We start from the raw sequence: 19,564 nt of genomic DNA, 5'->3' as shown, positions 1-19,564 counted from the left end.
ACGCCATCGTCGACTGATACACCGCTATCGCGGGCAAGCCCGGCTCCCACATTGGCTCTCTGTTGTTTGATCTATCGTGTTCGCATCAAGGTTTGAGGCTGGCCTGCACCGCCGCCACGCCGTCCTTGCCATCCAGGGTTGTCACACCCGCCAGCCAGCGCTGCAAGTCCTCGGGATTGTCACGCAACCACTGTTTGGCCACCTCCTGCGGCGTCTTGCGGTCCATGATCGGCACCATCAACTGGCTTTCCTGGGCGGCGGTGTAGGTCAGGTTCTCCAGCAGCCGGGTCACGTTGGGGCAACGCTCGGTATAATCCGGCGCCGTCACCGTGGAGACTGTGGCCATGCCCTCGTTGGCACCGAACACATCTTCGCTGCCAGTCAGGTAAGCCATTTTCATGTTGATGTTCATCGGGTGCGGCGTCCAGCCGACAAACACCACGAACTCCTTGCGGTTCACCGCCCGCTGCACTGCGGCCAGCATGCCCGCTTCACCGGACGCCACCAGCTTGAAGCCGCCCAAGCCAAAGCGGTTGCTGTCGATCATTTTCTGGATGTCGGTATTGGCACCACTGCCCGGCTCGATGCCGTAGATCTTGCCGCCCAGCTTGTCCTTGAAGCGGGCAATGTCGGCAAAGGTTTTCAGGCCCGCATCGGCGACGTACTGCGGCACTGCCAGGGTAGCCTGGGCGTCGGACAGGCTTGGCTTGTCGAACACCTTGACTTGCTTGGCAGCGAGAAACGGCGCGATGTTGTTGTCCATTGCCGGCTTCCAGTAGCCCAGGAAGATATCCAGGCGTTTGTCGCGGATACCGGCAAAGATGATTTGCTGCACGGCGCTGGTTTGCTTGCTGTCATAGCCCAGGCCGTTGAGCAGCACATCGGCCATGCCACTGGTGGCGATCACGTCGGTCCAGCTGACCACGCCCATGCGTACGACCTTGCACGAGGCCGGGTCGGCGGCCATCGCGTTGGCGCTCAGAAGGGCGGCGCCGGTGAGAATCAACAGACAACGGTTGAACAGTCTTTTCATCGATGCGGTCTCACTCGGCAGTTTTTATTGTGGGGATGGCGTCTTACGCGCCGTGCCCAACACCTTACCCAGCGAGAACTCGATCAAAGCGACCTGTGGCGACTGTGAGTTGCACTCAGGCGACTTGAGAGGTGTGTGGCTGTTGAGGGCCTCATCGCAGGCAAGCCAGCTCCCACATTTGAATATGTTTGCCATTCAAAAGGTGGGAGCCGGGCTTGCCCGCGATGGCTATCTCAACTGCGCAACCGATCACCGATAGTGCTTTTGCCCCCAGGCCAGGAACCCTTCCAGCAATTCCTTCAACACCACCCGCGTCGGCTCGGCCAGGTCGGCGCGATAACGGAACGGCTCAAACTCTTCCATGTAGGTGCACTGCCCCAGCTCCAGCTGCACCGCGTGGATGTTCTCGGCCGGGTTGCCGTAGTGCCGGGTGATATGCCCGCCCTTGAAACGCCCGTTGAGCACATGACTGTACTGCGGATGCCCGGCGCAGATGGCTTCCAGCTGGCTGGCCAGTTGTGGGTCGCAGGCGGCGCCATTGAAGGTGCCGAGGTTGAAGTCCGGCAGCTTGCCTTCGAACAGGTGCGGGATCACCGAACGGATCGAGTGTGCATCAAACAGCAGTGCATAACCGAACTCGGCCTTGAGCCGGGCCAGCTCGTTTTGCAGGGTGCGGTGATACGGCGTCCACACCTGCTCCAGGTACGTGGCGCGTTCAGCCTTGGACGGTTCCAGGCCTTCGCGGAACAGCGGCACACCGTCGAACAACGTTGCCGGGTACAGGCCGGTGGTGGCGCCGACGTACAGCGGCTTGTCGTCTGATGGCCGGTTCAGGTCGATGACAAAGCGCGAATACTCGGCGGCCAGGGTGCTGGCGCCCAGCGCTTCGGCGAAGTCATACAGCGTGGGGATGTGCCAGTCGGTGTCCGGCAGGCTTTGCGCCTCGGGGATCAGCCCGGCTTGCACCGCCGGCGTCAGGCGCAGGCCCGCGTGGGGCATGCTGATCAGCAGCGGTACGCGGCCTTGTTTGAAATTCAGAACCTTATCCACAGCGCTACTCCTCAAACGGTGACATCGGCGCCATGGCGCACGACGCGTTTATCCAGCTCGCCGCCCAGCCAGTAGGCCAGGTCGGCAGGGCGATCGATCTGCCAGGCCACAAAGTCCGCGACCTTGCCCACTTCCAGCGAGCCGTGGCTGTCACCCAGGCCCAGGGCGGTGGCCGCGTGCTGCGTGGCGCCGGCCAGGGCTTCTTCCGGGGTCATGCGGAACAGGGTGCAGGCCATGTTCAGCATCAGGCGCACCGACAACGCCGGCGAGGTGCCCGGGTTGAGGTCGCTGGCAATGGCGATCTTCACGCCGTGCTTGCGCAGGGCGTCCATCGGCGGCAACTGGGTTTCCCGCAGGAAGTAGAATGCCCCCGGCAGCAACACCGCGACGGTGCCGGAAGCGGCCATGGCGATGGCGTCTTCTTCGGTCATGAATTCCAGATGGTCCGCCGACAGCGCCTGGTAACGCGCCGCCAGGCTGGAGCCATGCAGGGACGACAATTGTTCGGCATGCAGCTTTACCGGCAAACCGAGTTTTTGGGCGGCGATGAACACACGCTCCACCTGCTCCGGCGAAAACGCCAGGTATTCACAGAAGGCGTCGACCGCATCCACCAGGCCTTCCGCCGCCAGTGCCGGCAGCATCTCGGCGCAGATGTGGTCGATGTAGGCGTCGGCGCGGTCCACGTACTCCGGCGGCAACGCGTGGGCCGCCAGGCAGGTGCTGCGCACACTGACGGGCAGCTCGGCGCCGAGGCGGCGGATCACCCGCAGAATCTTGCGCTCGCTGGCCAGGTCCAGGCCGTAGCCGGACTTGATCTCGACGGTGGTCACGCCGTCGCGCAGCAAACTGCGCAGGCGCTTGTGGCCGCTGGCAAACAGCTCATCTTCGGACGCCGCGCGCGTGGCGCGCACGGTGCTGGCAATACCGCCACCAGCGGCTGCGATCTCGGCGTAGCTCACGCCTTGCAACCGCTGCTCGAACTCACCGCTGCGATTGCCACCGAACACCGTGTGGGTGTGGCAGTCGATAAGACCGGGCGTGACCCACGCCCCCTGCAAGTCATGGGTGGTCGCGTAGTCCGCCTTCGGCAGATCGACGCGCGGGCCGATCCACTCGATGAGCGTGCCCGAGGTAACGATGGCGGCATCCTCGATGATCGAGTAGTTGCCCTGGGCCATGGTTGCAACGTGGCAGTGTTGCCAAAGCGTTTTCATCAACGCCTCCGTTAGGTTATCGATGAGACAAAGCCGGGTCGTAGCGGACCTTGGCCGTTTGCCCGGCGGCGGGCTTGACCCACAGCAGATAGGCAACGATCAGCAGGACGATCCATACGGCGCCGACCATAAGGGCAGCCTGGGTGTCCGGGAAGTAACCCAGCACGCCGAAGATAAACAGCATGAACACGATGGCGGCCGCTGGCGCATAGGGCCAGAACGGCACCGGGAATTTCAGCTCGGCAATCTGCTCCCTGGTCATCGCGCGACGCATCGCGACCTGAGTCACCAGGATCATCAGCCACACCCACACCGTGGCGAAGGTCGCGATCGAGGCGATCACCAGGAACACGTTTTCCGGGATCAGGTAGTTGAGCACCACGCCGCCCAGCAACGCGGCGCCCATCACCACCACAGTCATCCATGGCACGCCCTGTTTCGACAGCTGGGCAAAGCCCTTGGGCGCCTGACCTTGCTGGGCCAGGCCGTACATCATGCGGCCGGCGCCGAAGATGTCGCTGTTGATGGCCGAGACGGCAGCGGAGATCACCACGATGTTGAGGATGGTCGCCGCCGAGCCTATCCCCAGGTTGCTGAAGATCTGCACGAACGGGCTGCCCTGGCTGCCGATCTGCGGCCACGGGTAGATCGCCATCAGCACAAACAACGTCAGCACGTAGAACAGCAGGATACGCAGCGGCACCGCGTTGATCGCCTTGGGGATCACGCGTTGTGGGTCCTTGGCTTCGCCCGCGGTGATGCCGATGATTTCGATGCCACCAAAGGCGAACATCACCACCGCGAAGGACGCAATCAGGCCGCCCACGCCGTTAGGCATGAAACCGCCGTGGGCCCACAGGTTGCTGAGGCCGGTGGCCGGTGCTTCGCCCGCCGAGTGAATGCCGAACAGCATGATGCCGAAGCCACCGAGGATCATCGCGACGATGGCACCGACCTTGAGCAGCGACAGCCAGAACTCCATTTCGCCAAAGACTTTGACGTTGCACAGGTTCAAGCCGCCGATCAGCAACACGATGCCCAGCACCCAGACCCAGCGCGCGACTTCGGGAAACCAGAAGCCCATGTAAATGCCAAAGGCGGTGACGTCGGCGAGGCAGACGATGATCATTTCAAAGGCGTAGGTCCAGCCGAGGATAAAGCCGGCCATCGGGCCCAGGTAGGTGCTGGCGTACTGGCCGAAGGAGCCGGACACCGGGTTGTGCACAGCCATTTCGCCCAGGGCGCGCATCACCATGAACACGGCGGCGCCGCCGATCAGGTAGGCCAGGAGTACGGCAGGACCGGCCATCTGGATCGCGGAGGCAGAGCCGTAAAAGAGCCCGGTGCCGATCGCGGAACCGAGCGCCATGAAGCGAATATGTCGGGCGGAGAGCCCGCGTTTCAAACCTTTTTCCGGGTGCATTTCTCGTCCTTAATTATTTTTATCCTGAGAAAATTCGAATCTGTAGAAGATCAAATGTGGGAGCTGTCGAGCCCCAGCGAGGCTGCGATAGCGGTGGGTCAGGCTACGAAAATGTTGTCTGTTCCGACGCCATCGCAGCCTCGCCGGGGCTCGACAGCTCCCACACTGGATCGGTGTCGCTCTTACAAGCTCGGCAACAACTTCGCCGGCACCAGCTCGTTCAGGCAACGCGTCGCCAACAGTTCACTGGCGGCATTGATGTCTGGCGCAAAGAACCGGTCCTTCTCATAAAACGCCACTTTGCTGCGCAGGATCCCCCGCGCCTTTTCCAGCGCAGGCGAGGTTTTCAAGCCGTTGCGCAGGTCCAGGCCCTGGCACGCGGCCAACCATTCCACCGCCAACACACCGCGGGTGTTCTCGGCCATTTCCCACAGGCGTTTGCCCGCAGCCGGCGCCATCGACACGTGGTCTTCCTGGTTCGCCGACGTTGGCAGGCTGTCGACGCTATGGGGATGGGCCAGTGCCTTGTTCTCGCTGGCCAGTGCCGCCGCCGTCACCTGGGCGATCATGAAGCCGGAGTTCACACCGCCATTGCCCACCAGGAAGGGCGGCAGTTGCGACATGTGCTTGTCCATCATCAGCGAGATGCGGCGTTCGCTCAGGGAGCCGATTTCCGCGATGGCCAGCGCCATGTTGTCCGCCGCCATGGCCACCGGTTCAGCGTGGAAGTTGCCGCCGGAAATCACGTCACCTTCTGCCGCAAACACCAGCGGGTTATCCGACACGGCGTTGGCTTCCACCACCAGCACTTCGGCCGCCTGGCGGAACTGGGTCAGGCAGGCGCCCATGACTTGTGGCTGGCAGCGCAGGGAGTACGGGTCCTGAACCTTGTCGCAGTTTTCGTGGGACTGGGACACTTCACTGCTTTCACCCAGCAGGGCGCGATACGCGGCGGCGGAGTCGATCTGGCCACGCTGGCCACGGGCCGCGTGGATACGCGCGTCGAACGGCGAGCGCGAACCCAGCACGGCTTCCACCGTCAGGGCGCCACACGCCAGGGCACCGGCGAACAGGTCTTCGCCTTCGAACAGGCCACGCAGCGCGTAAGCAGTGGAGACCTGAGTGCCGTTGAGCAGCGCCAGGCCTTCCTTGGCCGCCAGGGTCAGCGGCGTCAGGCCGGCGACTTTCAGCGCTTCGGTGGCTTCCAGCCATTCGCCCTTGTAGCGGGCCTTGCCTTCGCCCAGCAGCACCAGCGACATGTGGGCCAATGGCGCCAGGTCACCGGAGGCACCCACCGAACCTTTCAGCGGAATATGCGGGTAAACCTCGGCGTTGATCAGGGCGATCAGCGCGTCGATCACCTGCCGGCGAATCCCGGAAAAACCACGGCTCAGGCTGTTGACCTTGAGCACCATGACCAGCCGCACCAGCGCATCGCTGATGGGCTCACCGACGCCGGCGGCGTGGGACAGCACCAGGGAACGCTGGAGGTTTTCCAGGTCTTCGCTGGCGATGCGGGTCGAGGCCAGCAGGCCGAAACCGGTGTTGATGCCGTAGGCGGTGCGGTTCTCGGCGAGAATCTGCTCCACGCAGGCGACACTGGCTTCGATCTGGGCCGAGGCGCTGTCATCCAGACTGAGGGTTACCGGCTGCTGGTAGATGGCCCGCAGTTGGGCAAGGCTCAGTTGGCCTGGAATCAGGTTTAGCGCAGTCACATTCATGCTCCTTTTGAGAGTGTTGTTAACTACCAGTCGCTCCGGATGCTTCCGTTATCCGCCGCTGTGCTCTTTTAGAGGATCAGCCGGCTTGGCACGCTGGTTATTGTTGGAAAAAGGTCAGTGCAAATTCGGTAACGTGTGTTGCAGCAAGTCGGTGTCTTTGAGCAGCGCGGCAGTGGCCGCGATGTCCGGCGCCAGCCAGCGGTCCTGGTCGTAGGCCGGGACATGTTCGCGCAGCAACCGCCAGGCGGTGTTGGTGCCGGCACCGAAGCGCTGTTCCTGGAGGAACTCGAACGCCTGGGCCGCCAGCAGGTACTCGATGGCGAGGATCTGGGTGACGTTTTCCAGCACCGAATGCAGCTTCAACGCGGCGTTGGTGCCCATGCTCAGGTGATCTTCCTGCAGGCCGGAGGTGACAAAGTTGTCGAGCACCGCCGGCTGCGCCAACTGGCGGTTTTGCCCGCACAGCGAAGCGGCGACGTACTGCACGATCATCATCCCGGAGTTGACCCCGGGGTTGCTCACCAGGAACGCCGGCAGGCCACTGACGTGGGGGTTGATCAGGCGGTCCAGGCGGCGCTCGGCGATGGAGCCGATTTCAGCCATGGCGATGGCCAGCATATCTGCCGCCAGGGCCACGGACTGCCCGTGCGGGTTGGCCTGGGAGACCACGCGGTAGTTGTCTGGCGTACCGAGCACCAGCGGGTTATCGCTGGTGCCATTGAGTTCGGTTTCGATCTGCCGGGTGGCGTGCTCCAGTTGATCGCGAGCGGCACCGTGCACCTGGGGAATCGAACGGATGCTGAGGGCGTCCTGGGTACGAATGCCTTTGCTGCTGGCGATCACTTCACTGCCATCGAGCAGCGCGCGCAGGTTGATACCCACCTGCTGCATGCCCGGGTGCGGCTTGAGGGCGATGATCTCTTCGTCGAAAGCGTCGATCTGACCGCGCTGGCCTTCGAAGCTCATGGCGCCAATCACATCGGCCCACTGCAGCAAACGGTGCGCATCGGCCAGGGCCAGACAGCTGAGGCCGGTCATGCACGGCGTGCCGTTGACCAGGCACAGGCCATCCTTTGCACCCAGCACCACCGCCTGCAAACCTTCTTCGGCGAGGGCCTGGTGCGCCGGGACGATGCGGCCCCGGTAGCTCACATTGCCAACGCCGAGCAAGGCAATGCTGATGTGGGCCATGTGGGTCAAATAGCCCACCGAGCCTTGGGACGGTACTTGCGGTGTGATGCCGTGGTTCAGCAATGCCAGCAACGAGTGCACCACCTGCGGGTGCAGGCCGGATTTGCCGTGGCTGTAGTTGATGATGGCGCAGCAGATGATCGCGCGGGTCTGTTCATCGCTCAGCGCCGGGCCGACGCCGCAGGCGTGGCTGAGCAGGGTGTTGCGCGACAGCCGGCTGAGTTGCTCGCCCTTGAGCGATACGTTGCACAAGGCGCCCAGCCCGGTGTTGACGCCATAGGCGCGCTCACCGCTGGTGACGATGCGCTGGACGATCGCCTGGGCATTGTCGATTCGCGCCCAGGCCTGGCCCGAGAGTTCGAGGACGGCGCCGTGGCGAGCCACGGCGACCACGTCCTGCCAACGCATCGGGGCGTCGGCGATGATGATTTTTTCAGCCTGGGACATCTTTGTACCTTCTCCAATTCTTGTGCAGCTTCACCGGCCGCATCGCAGGCAAGCCAGCTCCTACAGGGGAATGCATTGCAAATGTGGGAGCTGGCTTGCCTGCGATAGCGCCAGCCGGCTCACCACACGATGCGGGTCAGACCACAGCAGCCCGCCGCTGAACAAACCGGTCCACATATTCATCCGCCGGCGAATGCAGGATTTCCCGGGGCGTGCCGACCTGGATCAGCTTGCCGTCCTTGAGAATCGCAATGCGGTTGCCGATGCGCACGGCCTCGTCGAGGTCGTGGGTGATGAAGACGATGGTCTTGTGCAGGGTCTTTTGCAGCTCCAGCAACTGGTCCTGCATCTCGGCGCGAATCAGCGGGTCGAGGGCGCTGAACGCTTCGTCCATCAGGATGATGTCGGTGTCGGCCGCCAGGGCGCGAGCCAGGCCCACCCGTTGGCGCATGCCGCCGGACAGCTGGTGCGGGTATTTGTTTTCGTAGCCTTTGAGGCCTACGGTTTCGATCCAGTGCAGCGCACGCTCGGTGCACACTTGCTTGGTTTCGCCGCGCACTTTCAGGCCGTAGGCAACGTTGTCCACCACGCTTTTGTGGGGCAGCAGGCCGAAGCTCTGGAACACCATGCTGATCTTGTGCCGGCGGAATTGGCGCAGGGCTTCCATGTCCAGTTGCAGGATGTCTTCGCCGTCCACCAGGATCGCGCCGCTGGTGGGGTCGATCAGGCGGTTGAAGTGGCGCACCAGGGTCGACTTGCCGGAACCCGACAGGCCCATGATCACGAAGATCTCGCCCGTGCCGATGCTCAGGGACAGGTCGTTCACACCCACCACGCAACCGGTGTCGGCCAGCACCTGGTCCTTGGTCTTGCCCTGGCCGATCAGCGCCAGTGCTTCCTTGGAACGGTTGCCGAAGATCTTGAATACGTTTTTGACTTCAATCTTGCTGACGGTAGTCATTTGCTCGCCTCATGCCGTGGACGACCATAGGCCTGGGTAATGCGGTCGATGACCACTGCGAGAATCACAATCGCCAGGCCGGCTTCAAGGCCACGCCCGACGTTAAGCGTCTGGATGCCGACGAGTACGTCTTCACCCAGGCCACGGGCACCGATCATCGAGGCGATCACCACCATCGACAGGGCCATCATGGTGGTCTGGTTGATCCCGGCCATGATGCTCGGCAGGGCCAGCGGCAGTTGCACACCAAACAGTTGCTGCCAGCGGTTGGCACCGAAGGCGTTGATCGCTTCCATGACTTCACCGTCCACCTGGCGAATGCCCAGGTCGGTCAGGCGAATCAGCGGCGGCGCGGCGTAGATCACCGTGGCGAAAATCGCCGGCACCTTGCCCAGGCCGAACAGCATCAACACCGGGATCAGGTACACGAAGCTGGGCATGGTTTGCATGATGTCCAGCAGCGGCATCAATACCGAGCGCAGGCGGTTGCTGCGGGCCGACAGAATCCCCAGGGGAATGCCGATCAGCACCGAGATCACCGTGGCCACCATCATCAGCGCGAGGGTTTGCATCAGCTTGTCCCACAGGCCAACGGCGCCCACCAGGAACAGCAAACCGACGATCACCGCCGTGGTGACCACCTTGCGCGTGGCGTGCCAGGCAATGCCGCCGACAATCGCCAGCATCAACCACCAGGGCGCTGCGCGCAGCACGCCTTCCAGGTTGACGATGGCCCACAACAAGGTGTCGGAGATGTGCCGGAACACATCACCGTAGTTGGTCACCAGCGAATCAACCCAACTGTTGACCCAATCGGCGATGGAAAACGTAAAACTCTCAGGAAACATAGTGTGCTCTCGATCCAGTGGATTGTGGCCGGGCGTCCGGTTGCCTGTGAGGGCAACCGGAAACGCTCAACCTACAAGGCCGCGTCGATTTTCTTGGCTGCGTCGTCGCTCACCCATGCGTGCCAGACTTCAGGATGTTCCTTGAGGAAAATTTTCGCCAGTTTTGGTGATTCAATTCGCTCTTTGGTCATGCGTGCCAGGTTCTGGTTCAGCAGGTCGATTGGCAGGTTGACCTTCTCCAATACGGCCACCAGTTCCGGGGCTTGTTCGTGGAACGCCTTGGACAGCCCGACCTTGATGGTCACGCTTTTATCCACACCGGGCTTCTCTTCGAGCTTCACCAGGTCGACCTGGCCCATCAACGGCGTTGGCGACCAGTAGTAGAACAGGATCGGCTCGCCGCGCTTGTAGCTCGACAACACCGCCGCATCCAGCGCGGGGCCGGTGCCTGGGCGGAAGTTGGTGTAGGTGCTTTCCAGGCCATAGCTTTTCAGCATTTCGCTGTTGTCCAGCTCACAGGTCCAGCCGGCCGGGCAGTTGTAGAAACGGCCCTTGGATGGCTCTTCCTGGTCCTTGAACACCGCAGCGTATTTGGCCAGGTCGGCGATGTTTTTCAGGTCCGGCGCCTTGGGTTCCAGCTTGCGCTTGGCATCGCCTTCGATCACGTAACGCGGCACGTACCAGCCTTCGATGGCACCCACGACTGGAGCCCCGACACCAACGACTTTGCCGGCCTTCTCGGCCTTGTTCCAGACTTCGCTGCGGCCAACCCACTCCTCGGCGAATACCTGGATGTCATTGCTGCTCAGGGCGTTTTCCATGGTGATGGAGTTGCCCGGCAGGCTGTCGGTTTTGCAGTCGTAGCCTTTTTCCAGAACGGTTTGCAGGATGTCGGTGAGCAACATGCCGCTTTCCCAGTTCAGGCCGGCGAATTTCACCGGTTTGCCGGATTCGCACCAACCCGCCGCCTGAGCGCCAGCAGAAGCCAGCAAGCCTGCAGAGAACAAAGTGGCCAGCAGGGTCTTATTCATTTTCATTGTTGTGACGCTCCCAATCTTGAAATGGATTACGGCAGTCAGTAGGCATCCTGCCCTGTCCACGTCCCATCAGGCCTGTGCAGCCAGCCCGTTTGTCGTTGGTGCAGCGCCCTGCTCTACCGGCAGGATCAGTCGTTCAGGTATTGCGCTGTGCCACTTTTTCGCGGCCCAGTAGTAAAGCGCAGCCGGCACCACCAGGCCGATGATCCAGGAGATATCGGTGTCGCCGAGGCTGGCAACCAGTGGTCCGGTGTAGAAGTGCGTCGAGATGAACGGCATCTGGATCAGCACGCCAAACACGTAGATGCTGATGCCCATCACGTTCCAGCGACCGTAGCGGCCGTCGGGGTTGGACAGTGCCGGGATGTCGTAGCGTTCTTTGGTGATGCAGTAGAAATCCACCAGGTTGATCGCACTCCAGGGCGTGAAAAACGCCAGCAGGAACAGGATGAACGCAGAGAAATCCTTGAGGAACGAGTCCTTGCCCAGCAACGCCAGCGCGGCGGCAATCGACACCATCACGAAGATGTACAACAGGCGCGTGCCACTGCCGATATGGCGGCTGCCACGGAAGCCACTGATGATCGTCGCGATCGACATGAAGCTGCCGTAGGCATTCAGGGTGGTGACGGTGACCTTGCCGAAGGCGATGCTGAAATACAGCAGCGCCGCGACGATCCCGGTGCCGCCCAGGCCGACGATGAATGACACTTCGTGATGAGCGAATTGCGAGCCGGCCAGGGCCGCCGCAAACACGCCGAACACCATCGACGCCTGCGCACCGATCACCGAGCCCAGGCCCACGGCCCAGAAGGTTTTCGACGCCTTGGTGCTGCGCGGCAAGTAACGCGAGTAATCCGCCACATACGGGCCAAACGCAATCTGCCAGGACGCCGACAGGGAAATCGCCAGCAGGAAACTGCTGAGGGAAAAATGCTTGTTGCCCAGCAACGCACCGATGTCGTTACCGGCCAGCAATTTGTAGAACAGGTAGACGAAAGCCACCACCCCCAGCACGCTGGCAACCCGGCCGATGCCGTGGATGACCCGGTAGCCGAAGATTGTGAAGACCATGATCAGCCCCGCGAACAGCACGATGCCCACCCAGTCTTCAACGTGGAGCAACTGCGCCACGGCCTGCCCCGCCAGCAACGAACCGCTGGCGGAAAAACCGATGTACATCAGGCACACCAGCACCAGCGGGATCACCGCGCCATACACGCCAAACTGCACGCGGCTGGAGATCATCTGCGGCAAGCCCAGTTGCGGGCCTTGCGCAGCATGCAGCGCCATGACGCCGCCGCCCAGCAGTTGACCGATCAACAGACCGACCAACGACCAGAACACATCACCGCCCAGCACCACGGCCAGGGCCCCGGTGACAATCGCGGTGATTTGCAGGTTGGCACCCAACCACAGGGTGAACTGACTCAATAGACGGCCGTGTCTTTCCGCTTCCGGGATGTAGTCGATCGAACGCCTTTCGATCAACGGGGTGGTGCTTGCACGAACGTCATTTACAGCCATTGTTGTTCAACCTCTGATGGATTGTTTTTTGGGTGATGCTGGCTTACTTGATCATCGGCAGGTTCAGGCCCTGCTCTTTGGCGCAGTCGATCGCGATCTGGTAGCCGGCATCGGCATGACGCATCACGCCGGTGGCCGGGTCGTTGTGCAGCACGCGAGCGATACGCTCGGCAGCTTCGTCGGTACCGTCGCAGACAATCACCATGCCCGAGTGCTGGGAGAAGCCCATGCCGACGCCGCCGCCGTGGTGCAACGAAACCCAGGTCGCGCCGCTGGCGGTGTTGAGCAAGGCGTTGAGCAGTGGCCAGTCGGACACGGCATCGGAACCGTCCTGCATCGATTCGGTTTCACGGTTGGGGCTGGCCACCGAGCCGGAGTCCAGGTGGTCGCGGCCGATCACGACCGGTGCCGACAGCTCGCCGCTGCGCACCATTTCGTTGAACGCCAGGCCCAGCTTGGCGCGCTGGCCCAGGCCAACCCAGCAGATACGCGCCGGCAGCCCCTGGAAGCTGATGCGCTCGCGGGCCATGTCCAGCCAGTTGTGCAGGTGGGCGTCGTCCGGGATCAGCTCTTTGACTTTGGCGTCGGTCTTGTAAATATCTTGCGGGTCGCCCGACAGTGCAGCCCAACGGAACGGGCCGATGCCACGGCAGAACAGCGGACGGATGTAGGCCGGTACGAAACCCGGGAAGTCGAAGGCGTTTTCCACGCCCTCTTCCTGGGCCATCTGGCGGATGTTGTTGCCGTAGTCGAAAGTCGGGATGCCTTGCTTCTGGAACTCAAGCATGGCTTTGACGTGCACGGCCATGGACTGTTTGGCGGCCTTGATCACGGCGGCCGGCTCAGTCTTGGCGCGGGCGCGGTATTCGTCCCAGGTCCAGCCGGCGGGCAGGTAACCGTTCAGCGGGTCGTGGGCGCTGGTCTGGTCGGTGACCATGTCCGGGCGCACGCCACGCTTGACCAGTTCCGGCAGGATTTCCGCCGCGTTGCCCAGCAGGGCGATGGAGATCGCGCGGCCTTCCTTGGTGTATTTGGCGATGCGCGCCAGGGCGTCGTCGAGGTCTGTGGCTTGCTCGTCGACATAACGGCTGTTCAAGCGGAAGTCGATGCTGACCTGCTGGCATTCGATGTTCAGCGAGCAGGCACCGGCCAGGGTCGCGGCCAGTGGCTGGGCGCCGCCCATGCCGCCGAGGCCGGCAGTCAGGACCCAACGGCCCTTGAGGTCATCGTTGTAATGCTGGCGACCGGCTTCGACGAAGGTTTCGTAGGTGCCCTGGACGATGCCCTGGCTGCCGATGTAGATCCAGCTGCCGGCGGTCATCTGGCCGTACATGGCCAGGCCCTTGGCATCCAGTTCGTTGAAGTGTTCCCAGCTCGCCCAGTGCGGCACCAGGTTGGAGTTGGCGATCAGCACGCGCGGGGCGTTGCTGTGGGTCTTGAACACGCCCACGGGTTTGCCGGATTGCACCAGCAGGGTTTCGTCGTCATTGAGGTGGGTCAGGCTTTCGACGATCTGGTCGTAGCATTCCCAGTTGCGCGCGGCGCGGCCAATGCCGCCGTACACCACCAGCTCTTTCGGGTTTTCGGCAACCTGTGGGTCGAGGTTGTTCATCAGCATGCGCAGCGGCGCTTCAGTCAGCCAGCTTTTGGCGGTCAGCGTGTTGCCGCGTGCGGCACGGATTTCAACGTCACGGTACTTGGTAGGCTTGGTCACAAAAAATTCCTCAACGATCAATGCGCGAACATGATTGGTGCGAAGAGGATGTCCATGGACTCTTACGCACACATCTTTACTTGTACATACAAGCATATGCAATCAAGCGGCCAACTTTGCGCGCAAGGTTTGAAGATTTTTCCGGGATGAGGGTGAAAGCCTTGGAAAATAAGGCTTCGCTGCTTGATGAATTTTCTTACAGAGGATTTTTACAACGCGGGAGACTTGTCACCGAGGCAGGGCTTTGCGCCATGCTGGGGCGTTCGGTAACAAGTTGGTGCGGGAAGAGGGAAACAACATGTGGGGGAAGAACCCCCACCTGTTCAAGCGGCTGCAGTCAGTTCGATGACACAGCAACGGCCGGTGACGCTGACGTCCAGCAGCCCGGTGTTACCGTCCACTTGCAGGCAGTCGTGACGGTTCAGCCGCTCACCGAGCACCTTCACCTCATCGGCCACACTGAATACCAGCACGGTGTGCGCGGCACTGAAGAAGCGCTGCGTACCGTCCATCCACTGCAACCGCGCCTGATAGCGCTGCGGTGAATAGATCAGGTTGAAATCGCGGATCGGGCCGCCGATCAATCGGCAGGACACCTGGCTGTCACCCTTGAACGGGAACGGCTGCAGCGGTAACAACCCGCGCTGTTCCTCGCCATCCACCGTCAGCACCATGCCTGAACCTTGCAGCACAGTGATGATGCGCTGGTACCCGGCGAAGGTAGAGAACCCGCCCGACTCGGCAATATCGGCAATCGACAGGCGCCAGCCAAAACCGTCCAGGCCCTCACCTGCATCACGGGTGATTTCTTCAGTGCTGCCGCCGCCGTTTTTCCATGGCATACGGACGTAATCGGTGGCGCGCCAGACTTTCATCGAACTCATTTACTGAAACGTCCTTCCAGGCTATGACGGGAACCGGGGTGGATCAAACGCGCGGCCGTTACCGGCTGGCGGCCCGACCAGGTGCGGCGGCGAATCAACAGGCACGGCTCGCTGGTTTCGATTTGCAGCAGCTTGCACTCATGGGCATCGGCGAGGATCGCTTCCACCACGTGCTCGCCTTCGGTCAGCGGCGCCACCTGATTGAGGTAGGCATAAGGGGTTTGCTGGGTGAAATCCTGCTGCAGGTATTCCGGCGCTACCAGGGCGTTGACGAAACGGTCTTCGATTTGCACCGGAATGTCGTTTTCGTAGTGCACGATCAGCGAGTGGAACACCCGTCCGCCTTCGCGCATTTCCAGGGCGACGGCGCGCTCGGAACCGGCCGCTTCCTCACCGAGGGTGATGACTTTGCACGTATGGCGATGACCGCGGGAGGCGATCTCATCGGCAATGTTGTGCACCTCAAACAGGGCCGACTGGCTCTTGGGCTCGGCGACAAATGTGCCCACGCCCTGCATGCGTACCAGCAGGCCTTCGGCCGTCAACTCGCGCAGGGCGCGGTTGATGGTCATGCGGCTGAAGCCCAGTTGGTTGACCAGCTCGCTTTCCGACGGCACGCGGTAGTGCGGCGGCCAGTTGCCGTTGAGAATCTGCTGGCTGATCATCTGTTTGACGCGGGCATACAAGGGCGCCGGACTTTCGTCCATGTGGGCAGCCAGTGAAGACTTGGCGGGCGGAGTCGGCACAGGAAATCCTTGCAGGTGAAAAAGAAGCATAGCTTGCCGGAGTTTACCGAGCAGGCAAACGTCTGTATATGTATATACAAATAAACACACGACCGGGGTGCCTTAATCATGTCCGCTTTCTTTGCCGAACGCGCGCTGCTGCCTAATGGATGGGCCAATGATGTACGTCTTGAAGTCAGCGCCGACGGCCTGCTGACCCAGGTGGAGCCCAACGCCAGTGCAGACGGTGCCGAACGGCTGAGAGGCCCGGTGTTGGCGGGCATGCCGAACCTGCATTCCCATGCGTTCCAGCGGGCAATGGCCGGACTGGCGGAAGTGGCCGGCAACCCGAATGACAGCTTCTGGACCTGGCGCGACTTGATGTATCGCATGGTGGGCAAGATCAGCCCCGACCAACTGCAGGTCATTGCGCGCCAGCTGTATATCGAGATGCTCAAGGCCGGCTACACCTCGGTGGCCGAATTTCACTACGTGCACCACGACGTCAGCGGCCAGCCCTATGCCGACCCTGCAGAGTTGTCGCGACAAATCAGCCAGGCGGCCGCCAGCAGCGGTATCGGCCTGACGTTGTTGCCGGTGCTGTACAGCCATTCCGGTTTCGGCGGCCAGGCACCCAATGAAGGCCAGCGGCGCTTTATCAACAGCACCGAGCACTACCTGAACCTGCAGGCACGCCTGCAACCGATTCTGGCCGCGCAACCGGCGCAGCAGCTGGGCCTGTGCTTCCACTCGCTGCGCGCCGTCACGCCTCAACAGATCAGCGAAGTGCTGGCCTCCAGCGACAAGGCCTGCCCGGTGCACATCCATATCGCCGAGCAGCAAAAGGAAGTCGACGACTGCCTGGCCTGGAGCGGCAAGCGTCCGCTGCAATGGCTGTATGACAATGTTGAAGTGGATCGGCGCTGGTGCCTGGTGCACGCCACCCATGCCAATCCGGAAGAAGTGACGTTGATGGCCAAGAGCCGGGCGATCGCCGGGCTGTGCCTGACCACTGAGGCCAACCTGGGCGACGGGATTTTCCCGGCGGTGGATTTCCTGGCCCAAGGCGGGCGCATGGGGATTGGTTCCGACAGCCACGTATCACTGAGCGTGGTGGAAGAACTGCGCTGGCTGGAATATGGGCAGCGCCTGCGGGACCAGCGGCGCAACCGGCTGTATCGCAGCGATCAGCCCATGGTCGGCCGTACGCTGTTCGATGCCGCGCTGGACGGCGGGGCCGAAGCGCTGGGGCAACCGATTGGGCGCCTGGAAGTGGGCAAGCGTGCCGATTGGCTGGTACTGGATGGCAACGATCCGTACCTGGCGACGGCGAACGAAGACGGGATTCTCAATCGCTGGCTGTTTGCCGGTGGTGATCGCCAGGTGCGGGACGTGCTGGTCAACGGGACGTGGGTGATTCGCGACGGGCATCACGCGGCTGAAGAAGACAGCAGCCGGGCGTTTACCCAGGTCTTGCGGGATTTGTTGGGCTAACAGACAACGCATAACAAAATGTGGGAGCTGGCTTGCCTGCGATAGCCGTTGTGAATCCAACACCGCTATCGCAGGCAAGCCAGCTCCCACATTGGAAGGGTAGCGCTCTTCAGTTACTGCGAAGTCTTTGCCATCTGCTTGTCCGACGTCCGCCAGATCAACCGGGTAGTGTCATACCCCTGTTGCCGCGCCCTGCTCAGCAGGTCTTCGCGGGTGTCGGCGCTGACGGTCGGCGTGCGGGACAACAACCACATGTAGCGCCGGCTCGGGCTGCCGACAATGGCGGTCTTGTAGTCATCGCTGACGTACAGCACCCAGTAATCGCCCTTGGCCACGCCCGGCAACAGCGAGGTGAACCAGTTATTGAATTCGACCCACAGTTTGTCAGTCTTGCCGGCGACCTGCGGCGTTGCTGTGCCCTTGGCTTCCTGCCACTTCCATTCAGGCGTCAGGCAGCGGTTGAACACCGACATGTTGCCATCGGGCAACAACGTGTAGCGGGCTTCGGACTGCGCACAATTGCGCTGGAAGTACATCGGCAGACGGGCCAACTCATACCAGGTGCCCTGGTAACGCTTGAGGTTCACGCTGCCAACCGTCTTGGGTTGCAGATCATCGCCAGAATGGCTGGCGCAGCCCGCCAAAAACAGGCTGGCGCAGAGGTATAAAACGAAACGCATCATGTTGTTTTTCTCCCGCAGGCTTTCGCCCCGGTTTACTTCAGGCCTTGCCCGGAAAAAATCAGTACTTTGTCACCGGCGTATTGCACGCTGATAAAGCTGTTTTTATCGCCCCAGGTGCAACTGGACATACCCAGCGCGCCAGAACAATCAGTCGGCTTACCCAGCAACGACTCAACCTCGGCCTTGGCCATGCCGGCCGACAGTTTTGCGTAATTTTCTTGAGTGACCTTGCTGCAAGCGGCCAGAAGCACGCAAAACGACAACAGGGCGAGACGGCGTAACGACATGGAAAAACTCCTGGAGAGACGAAGCAGCTTGGGGGTCTGCCAGAAGCTTAGAAGGGAAAAGAGGTGTCTGGTTCCCGACGAGCGAAAACAAAAAAAGCCCCTTGTGGTGAGCGGGCTTGCCCCGCGCTGGGCTGCGAAGCAGCCCCCGATAAAGGGCATTGCCTCGTGTCAGAAAAAACGAAGATTCGGGGTTTAGGGGTGCTACGCACCCCAACGCGGGACAAGCCCGCTTACCACACAGAGCAGATGCTTACCGCAGGGCTTTACGCCTTGTGGTAACCAGTCACACGCTCAACTTCTTCCTTCGAACCCAGGAACACCGCCACCCGCTGGTGCAGGCCTTCAGGCTGGATGTCGAGGATGCGCTGGTGGCCGTCGGTGGACGCACCGCCCGCCTGCTCAACCAGGAACGACATCGGGTTGGCTTCGTACATCAGGCGCAGTTTGCCCGGCTTGGACGGCTCGCGGCTGTCACGTGGGTACATGAACAGGCCACCACGGGTCAGGATGCGGTGCACGTCGGCAACCATCGCAGCCACCCAGCGCATGTTGAAGTTCTTCTTCAACGGGCCTTCTTCGCCTTCCATCAACTCGTTCACGTAGCGCTGTACCGGCGCTTCCCAGTGACGCTGGTTGGACATGTTGATGGCGAATTCCTGGGTGCTCGCCGGGATGGAGATGTCTTCGTGGGTCAGCACGAAGCTGCCCATTTCACGGTCCAGGGTGAAGCCCTTGACGCCGTCGCCCAGGGTCAGCACCAGCATGGTTTGCGGGCCGTAGATCGCATAACCGGCAGCGACCTGCTCGGTGCCTGGCTGCAGGAAGGCCTTTTCGTTCAGGGCTTCGTTCTGGCTCAGGTATTCGCTCGGGCAACGCAGTACCGAGAAGATGGTGCCGACCGGTGCGTTGATGTCGATGTTCGACGAACCGTCCAGCGGGTCGAATACCAGCAGGTACGCGCCTTTCGGGTACTTGCCCGGGATCTGGTAGGCATTGTCCATTTCTTCGGACGCCATGCCGGCCAGGTGGCCGCCCCATTCGTTGGCTTCGAGGAGGATTTCGTTGGAAATCACGTCGAGCTTCTTCTGCACTTCGCCTTGTACGTTTTCAGTGCCCATGCTGCCCAGGACACCGCCCAGCGCGCCTTTGGAGACGGCGTGGCTGATTTCCTTGCAAGCACGCGCCACCACTTCGATAAGGAAGCGCAGATCGGCAGGCGTGTTGTTGCTGCGGGTCTGCTCGATCAAATAGCGACTCAGGGTAACGCGGGACATGGAAGGCTCCGGAAATGGGGGGCTAAAAACCCGCGCAGTTTAACGCGA

Annotated in this window: 17 protein-coding genes; 1 reads left to right on the top strand and 16 read right to left on the bottom strand. The window is 61.7% G+C overall.

Features of this window, described 5'->3' with window-relative positions:
• Window positions 1-85: 85 nt before the first annotated feature.
• The 13 genes from JFV30_RS30895 to hutC all read right to left on the bottom strand — a co-directional run bounded on the left by JFV30_RS30895 (window position 86) and on the right by hutC (window position 15,760).
• Window positions 86-1,033 carry a choline ABC transporter substrate-binding protein gene (locus JFV30_RS30895; protein ID WP_201125946.1) on the bottom strand — a complete coding sequence of 316 codons (948 nt, stop codon included), beginning with the start codon at window positions 1,031-1,033 and terminating at the stop codon, window positions 86-88.
• 249 nt (window positions 1,034-1,282) lie between these two features.
• Complete coding sequence (gene hutG / locus JFV30_RS30890) at window positions 1,283-2,083, bottom strand: N-formylglutamate deformylase (protein WP_010169145.1); 801 nt, start codon at window positions 2,081-2,083, stop codon at window positions 1,283-1,285.
• Between the two features lie 11 nt (window positions 2,084-2,094).
• Complete coding sequence (gene hutI, locus JFV30_RS30885) at window positions 2,095-3,300, bottom strand: imidazolonepropionase (protein ID WP_201125945.1); 1,206 nt, start codon at window positions 3,298-3,300, stop codon at window positions 2,095-2,097.
• Window positions 3,301-3,316: 16 nt separating this feature from the next.
• Window positions 3,317-4,723, bottom strand: coding sequence for an amino acid permease (locus JFV30_RS30880; protein WP_201125944.1), 1,407 nt, complete (start codon window positions 4,721-4,723; stop codon window positions 3,317-3,319).
• Between the two features lie 182 nt (window positions 4,724-4,905).
• Window positions 4,906-6,444 carry a histidine ammonia-lyase gene (gene hutH, locus JFV30_RS30875; protein ID WP_085984627.1) on the bottom strand — a complete coding sequence of 513 codons (1,539 nt, stop codon included), beginning with the start codon at window positions 6,442-6,444 and terminating at the stop codon, window positions 4,906-4,908.
• A 114-nt stretch (window positions 6,445-6,558) separates the two neighbouring features.
• Window positions 6,559-8,082 carry an HAL/PAL/TAL family ammonia-lyase gene (locus tag JFV30_RS30870; protein ID WP_201125943.1) on the bottom strand — a complete coding sequence of 508 codons (1,524 nt, stop codon included), beginning with the start codon at window positions 8,080-8,082 and terminating at the stop codon, window positions 6,559-6,561.
• Window positions 8,083-8,218: 136 nt separating this feature from the next.
• Complete coding sequence (locus JFV30_RS30865; protein ID WP_177041058.1) at window positions 8,219-9,043, bottom strand: quaternary amine ABC transporter ATP-binding protein; 825 nt, start codon at window positions 9,041-9,043, stop codon at window positions 8,219-8,221.
• Window positions 9,040-9,891, bottom strand: coding sequence for an ABC transporter permease (locus JFV30_RS30860; protein WP_017478193.1), 852 nt, complete (start codon window positions 9,889-9,891; stop codon window positions 9,040-9,042). The genes JFV30_RS30865 and JFV30_RS30860 overlap by 4 nt, the downstream gene beginning before the upstream one ends.
• Window positions 9,892-9,962: 71 nt before the next feature.
• Window positions 9,963-10,928, bottom strand: coding sequence for an ABC transporter substrate-binding protein (locus JFV30_RS30855; RefSeq protein WP_201125942.1), 966 nt, complete (start codon window positions 10,926-10,928; stop codon window positions 9,963-9,965).
• A gap of 69 nt (window positions 10,929-10,997) precedes the next feature.
• Window positions 10,998-12,455, bottom strand: a complete 1,458-nt coding sequence (locus tag JFV30_RS30850; RefSeq protein ID WP_201125941.1) for a purine-cytosine permease family protein — start codon at window positions 12,453-12,455, stop codon at window positions 10,998-11,000.
• Window positions 12,456-12,498: 43 nt separating this feature from the next.
• On the bottom strand, window positions 12,499-14,169 hold the full coding sequence (gene hutU / locus JFV30_RS30845) for a urocanate hydratase (protein ID WP_201125940.1): 1,671 nt from the start codon (window positions 14,167-14,169) through the stop codon (window positions 12,499-12,501).
• 323 nt (window positions 14,170-14,492) lie between these two features.
• Window positions 14,493-15,053, bottom strand: a complete 561-nt coding sequence (locus JFV30_RS30840; protein ID WP_201125939.1) for a HutD/Ves family protein — start codon at window positions 15,051-15,053, stop codon at window positions 14,493-14,495.
• Entirely contained in the window at window positions 15,050-15,760 is a 711-nt protein-coding gene (gene hutC / locus JFV30_RS30835) for a histidine utilization repressor (RefSeq protein ID WP_256579770.1), read from the bottom strand. Before hutC ends, JFV30_RS30840 begins: the two co-directional genes overlap by 4 nt.
• A 147-nt stretch (window positions 15,761-15,907) precedes the next feature.
• On the opposite strand from hutC, the gene JFV30_RS30830 reads away from it, so the two are divergent.
• Window positions 15,908-17,272, top strand: a complete 1,365-nt coding sequence (locus tag JFV30_RS30830; RefSeq protein WP_201125937.1) for a formimidoylglutamate deiminase — start codon at window positions 15,908-15,910, stop codon at window positions 17,270-17,272.
• A gap of 113 nt (window positions 17,273-17,385) precedes the next feature.
• Here JFV30_RS30830 and JFV30_RS30825 read toward each other — a convergent pair whose 3' ends face one another.
• The 3 genes from JFV30_RS30825 to JFV30_RS30815 form a co-directional block, all read right to left on the bottom strand.
• Window positions 17,386-17,955 carry a lipocalin family protein gene (locus JFV30_RS30825; protein ID WP_003217984.1) on the bottom strand — a complete coding sequence of 190 codons (570 nt, stop codon included), beginning with the start codon at window positions 17,953-17,955 and terminating at the stop codon, window positions 17,386-17,388.
• 32 nt (window positions 17,956-17,987) lie between these two features.
• Complete coding sequence (locus JFV30_RS30820) at window positions 17,988-18,242, bottom strand: hypothetical protein (RefSeq protein WP_010169120.1); 255 nt, start codon at window positions 18,240-18,242, stop codon at window positions 17,988-17,990.
• A 263-nt stretch (window positions 18,243-18,505) separates the two neighbouring features.
• On the bottom strand, window positions 18,506-19,516 hold the full coding sequence (locus JFV30_RS30815; RefSeq protein ID WP_010169114.1) for a class 1 fructose-bisphosphatase: 1,011 nt from the start codon (window positions 19,514-19,516) through the stop codon (window positions 18,506-18,508).
• Window positions 19,517-19,564 lie beyond the last annotated feature (48 nt).

The sequence above is a fragment of the Pseudomonas sp. TH32 genome (assembly GCF_016650855.1).
GTDB lineage: Bacteria > Pseudomonadota > Gammaproteobacteria > Pseudomonadales > Pseudomonadaceae > Aquipseudomonas.
This window is presented reverse-complemented; position numbering and strand designations above follow the sequence as displayed.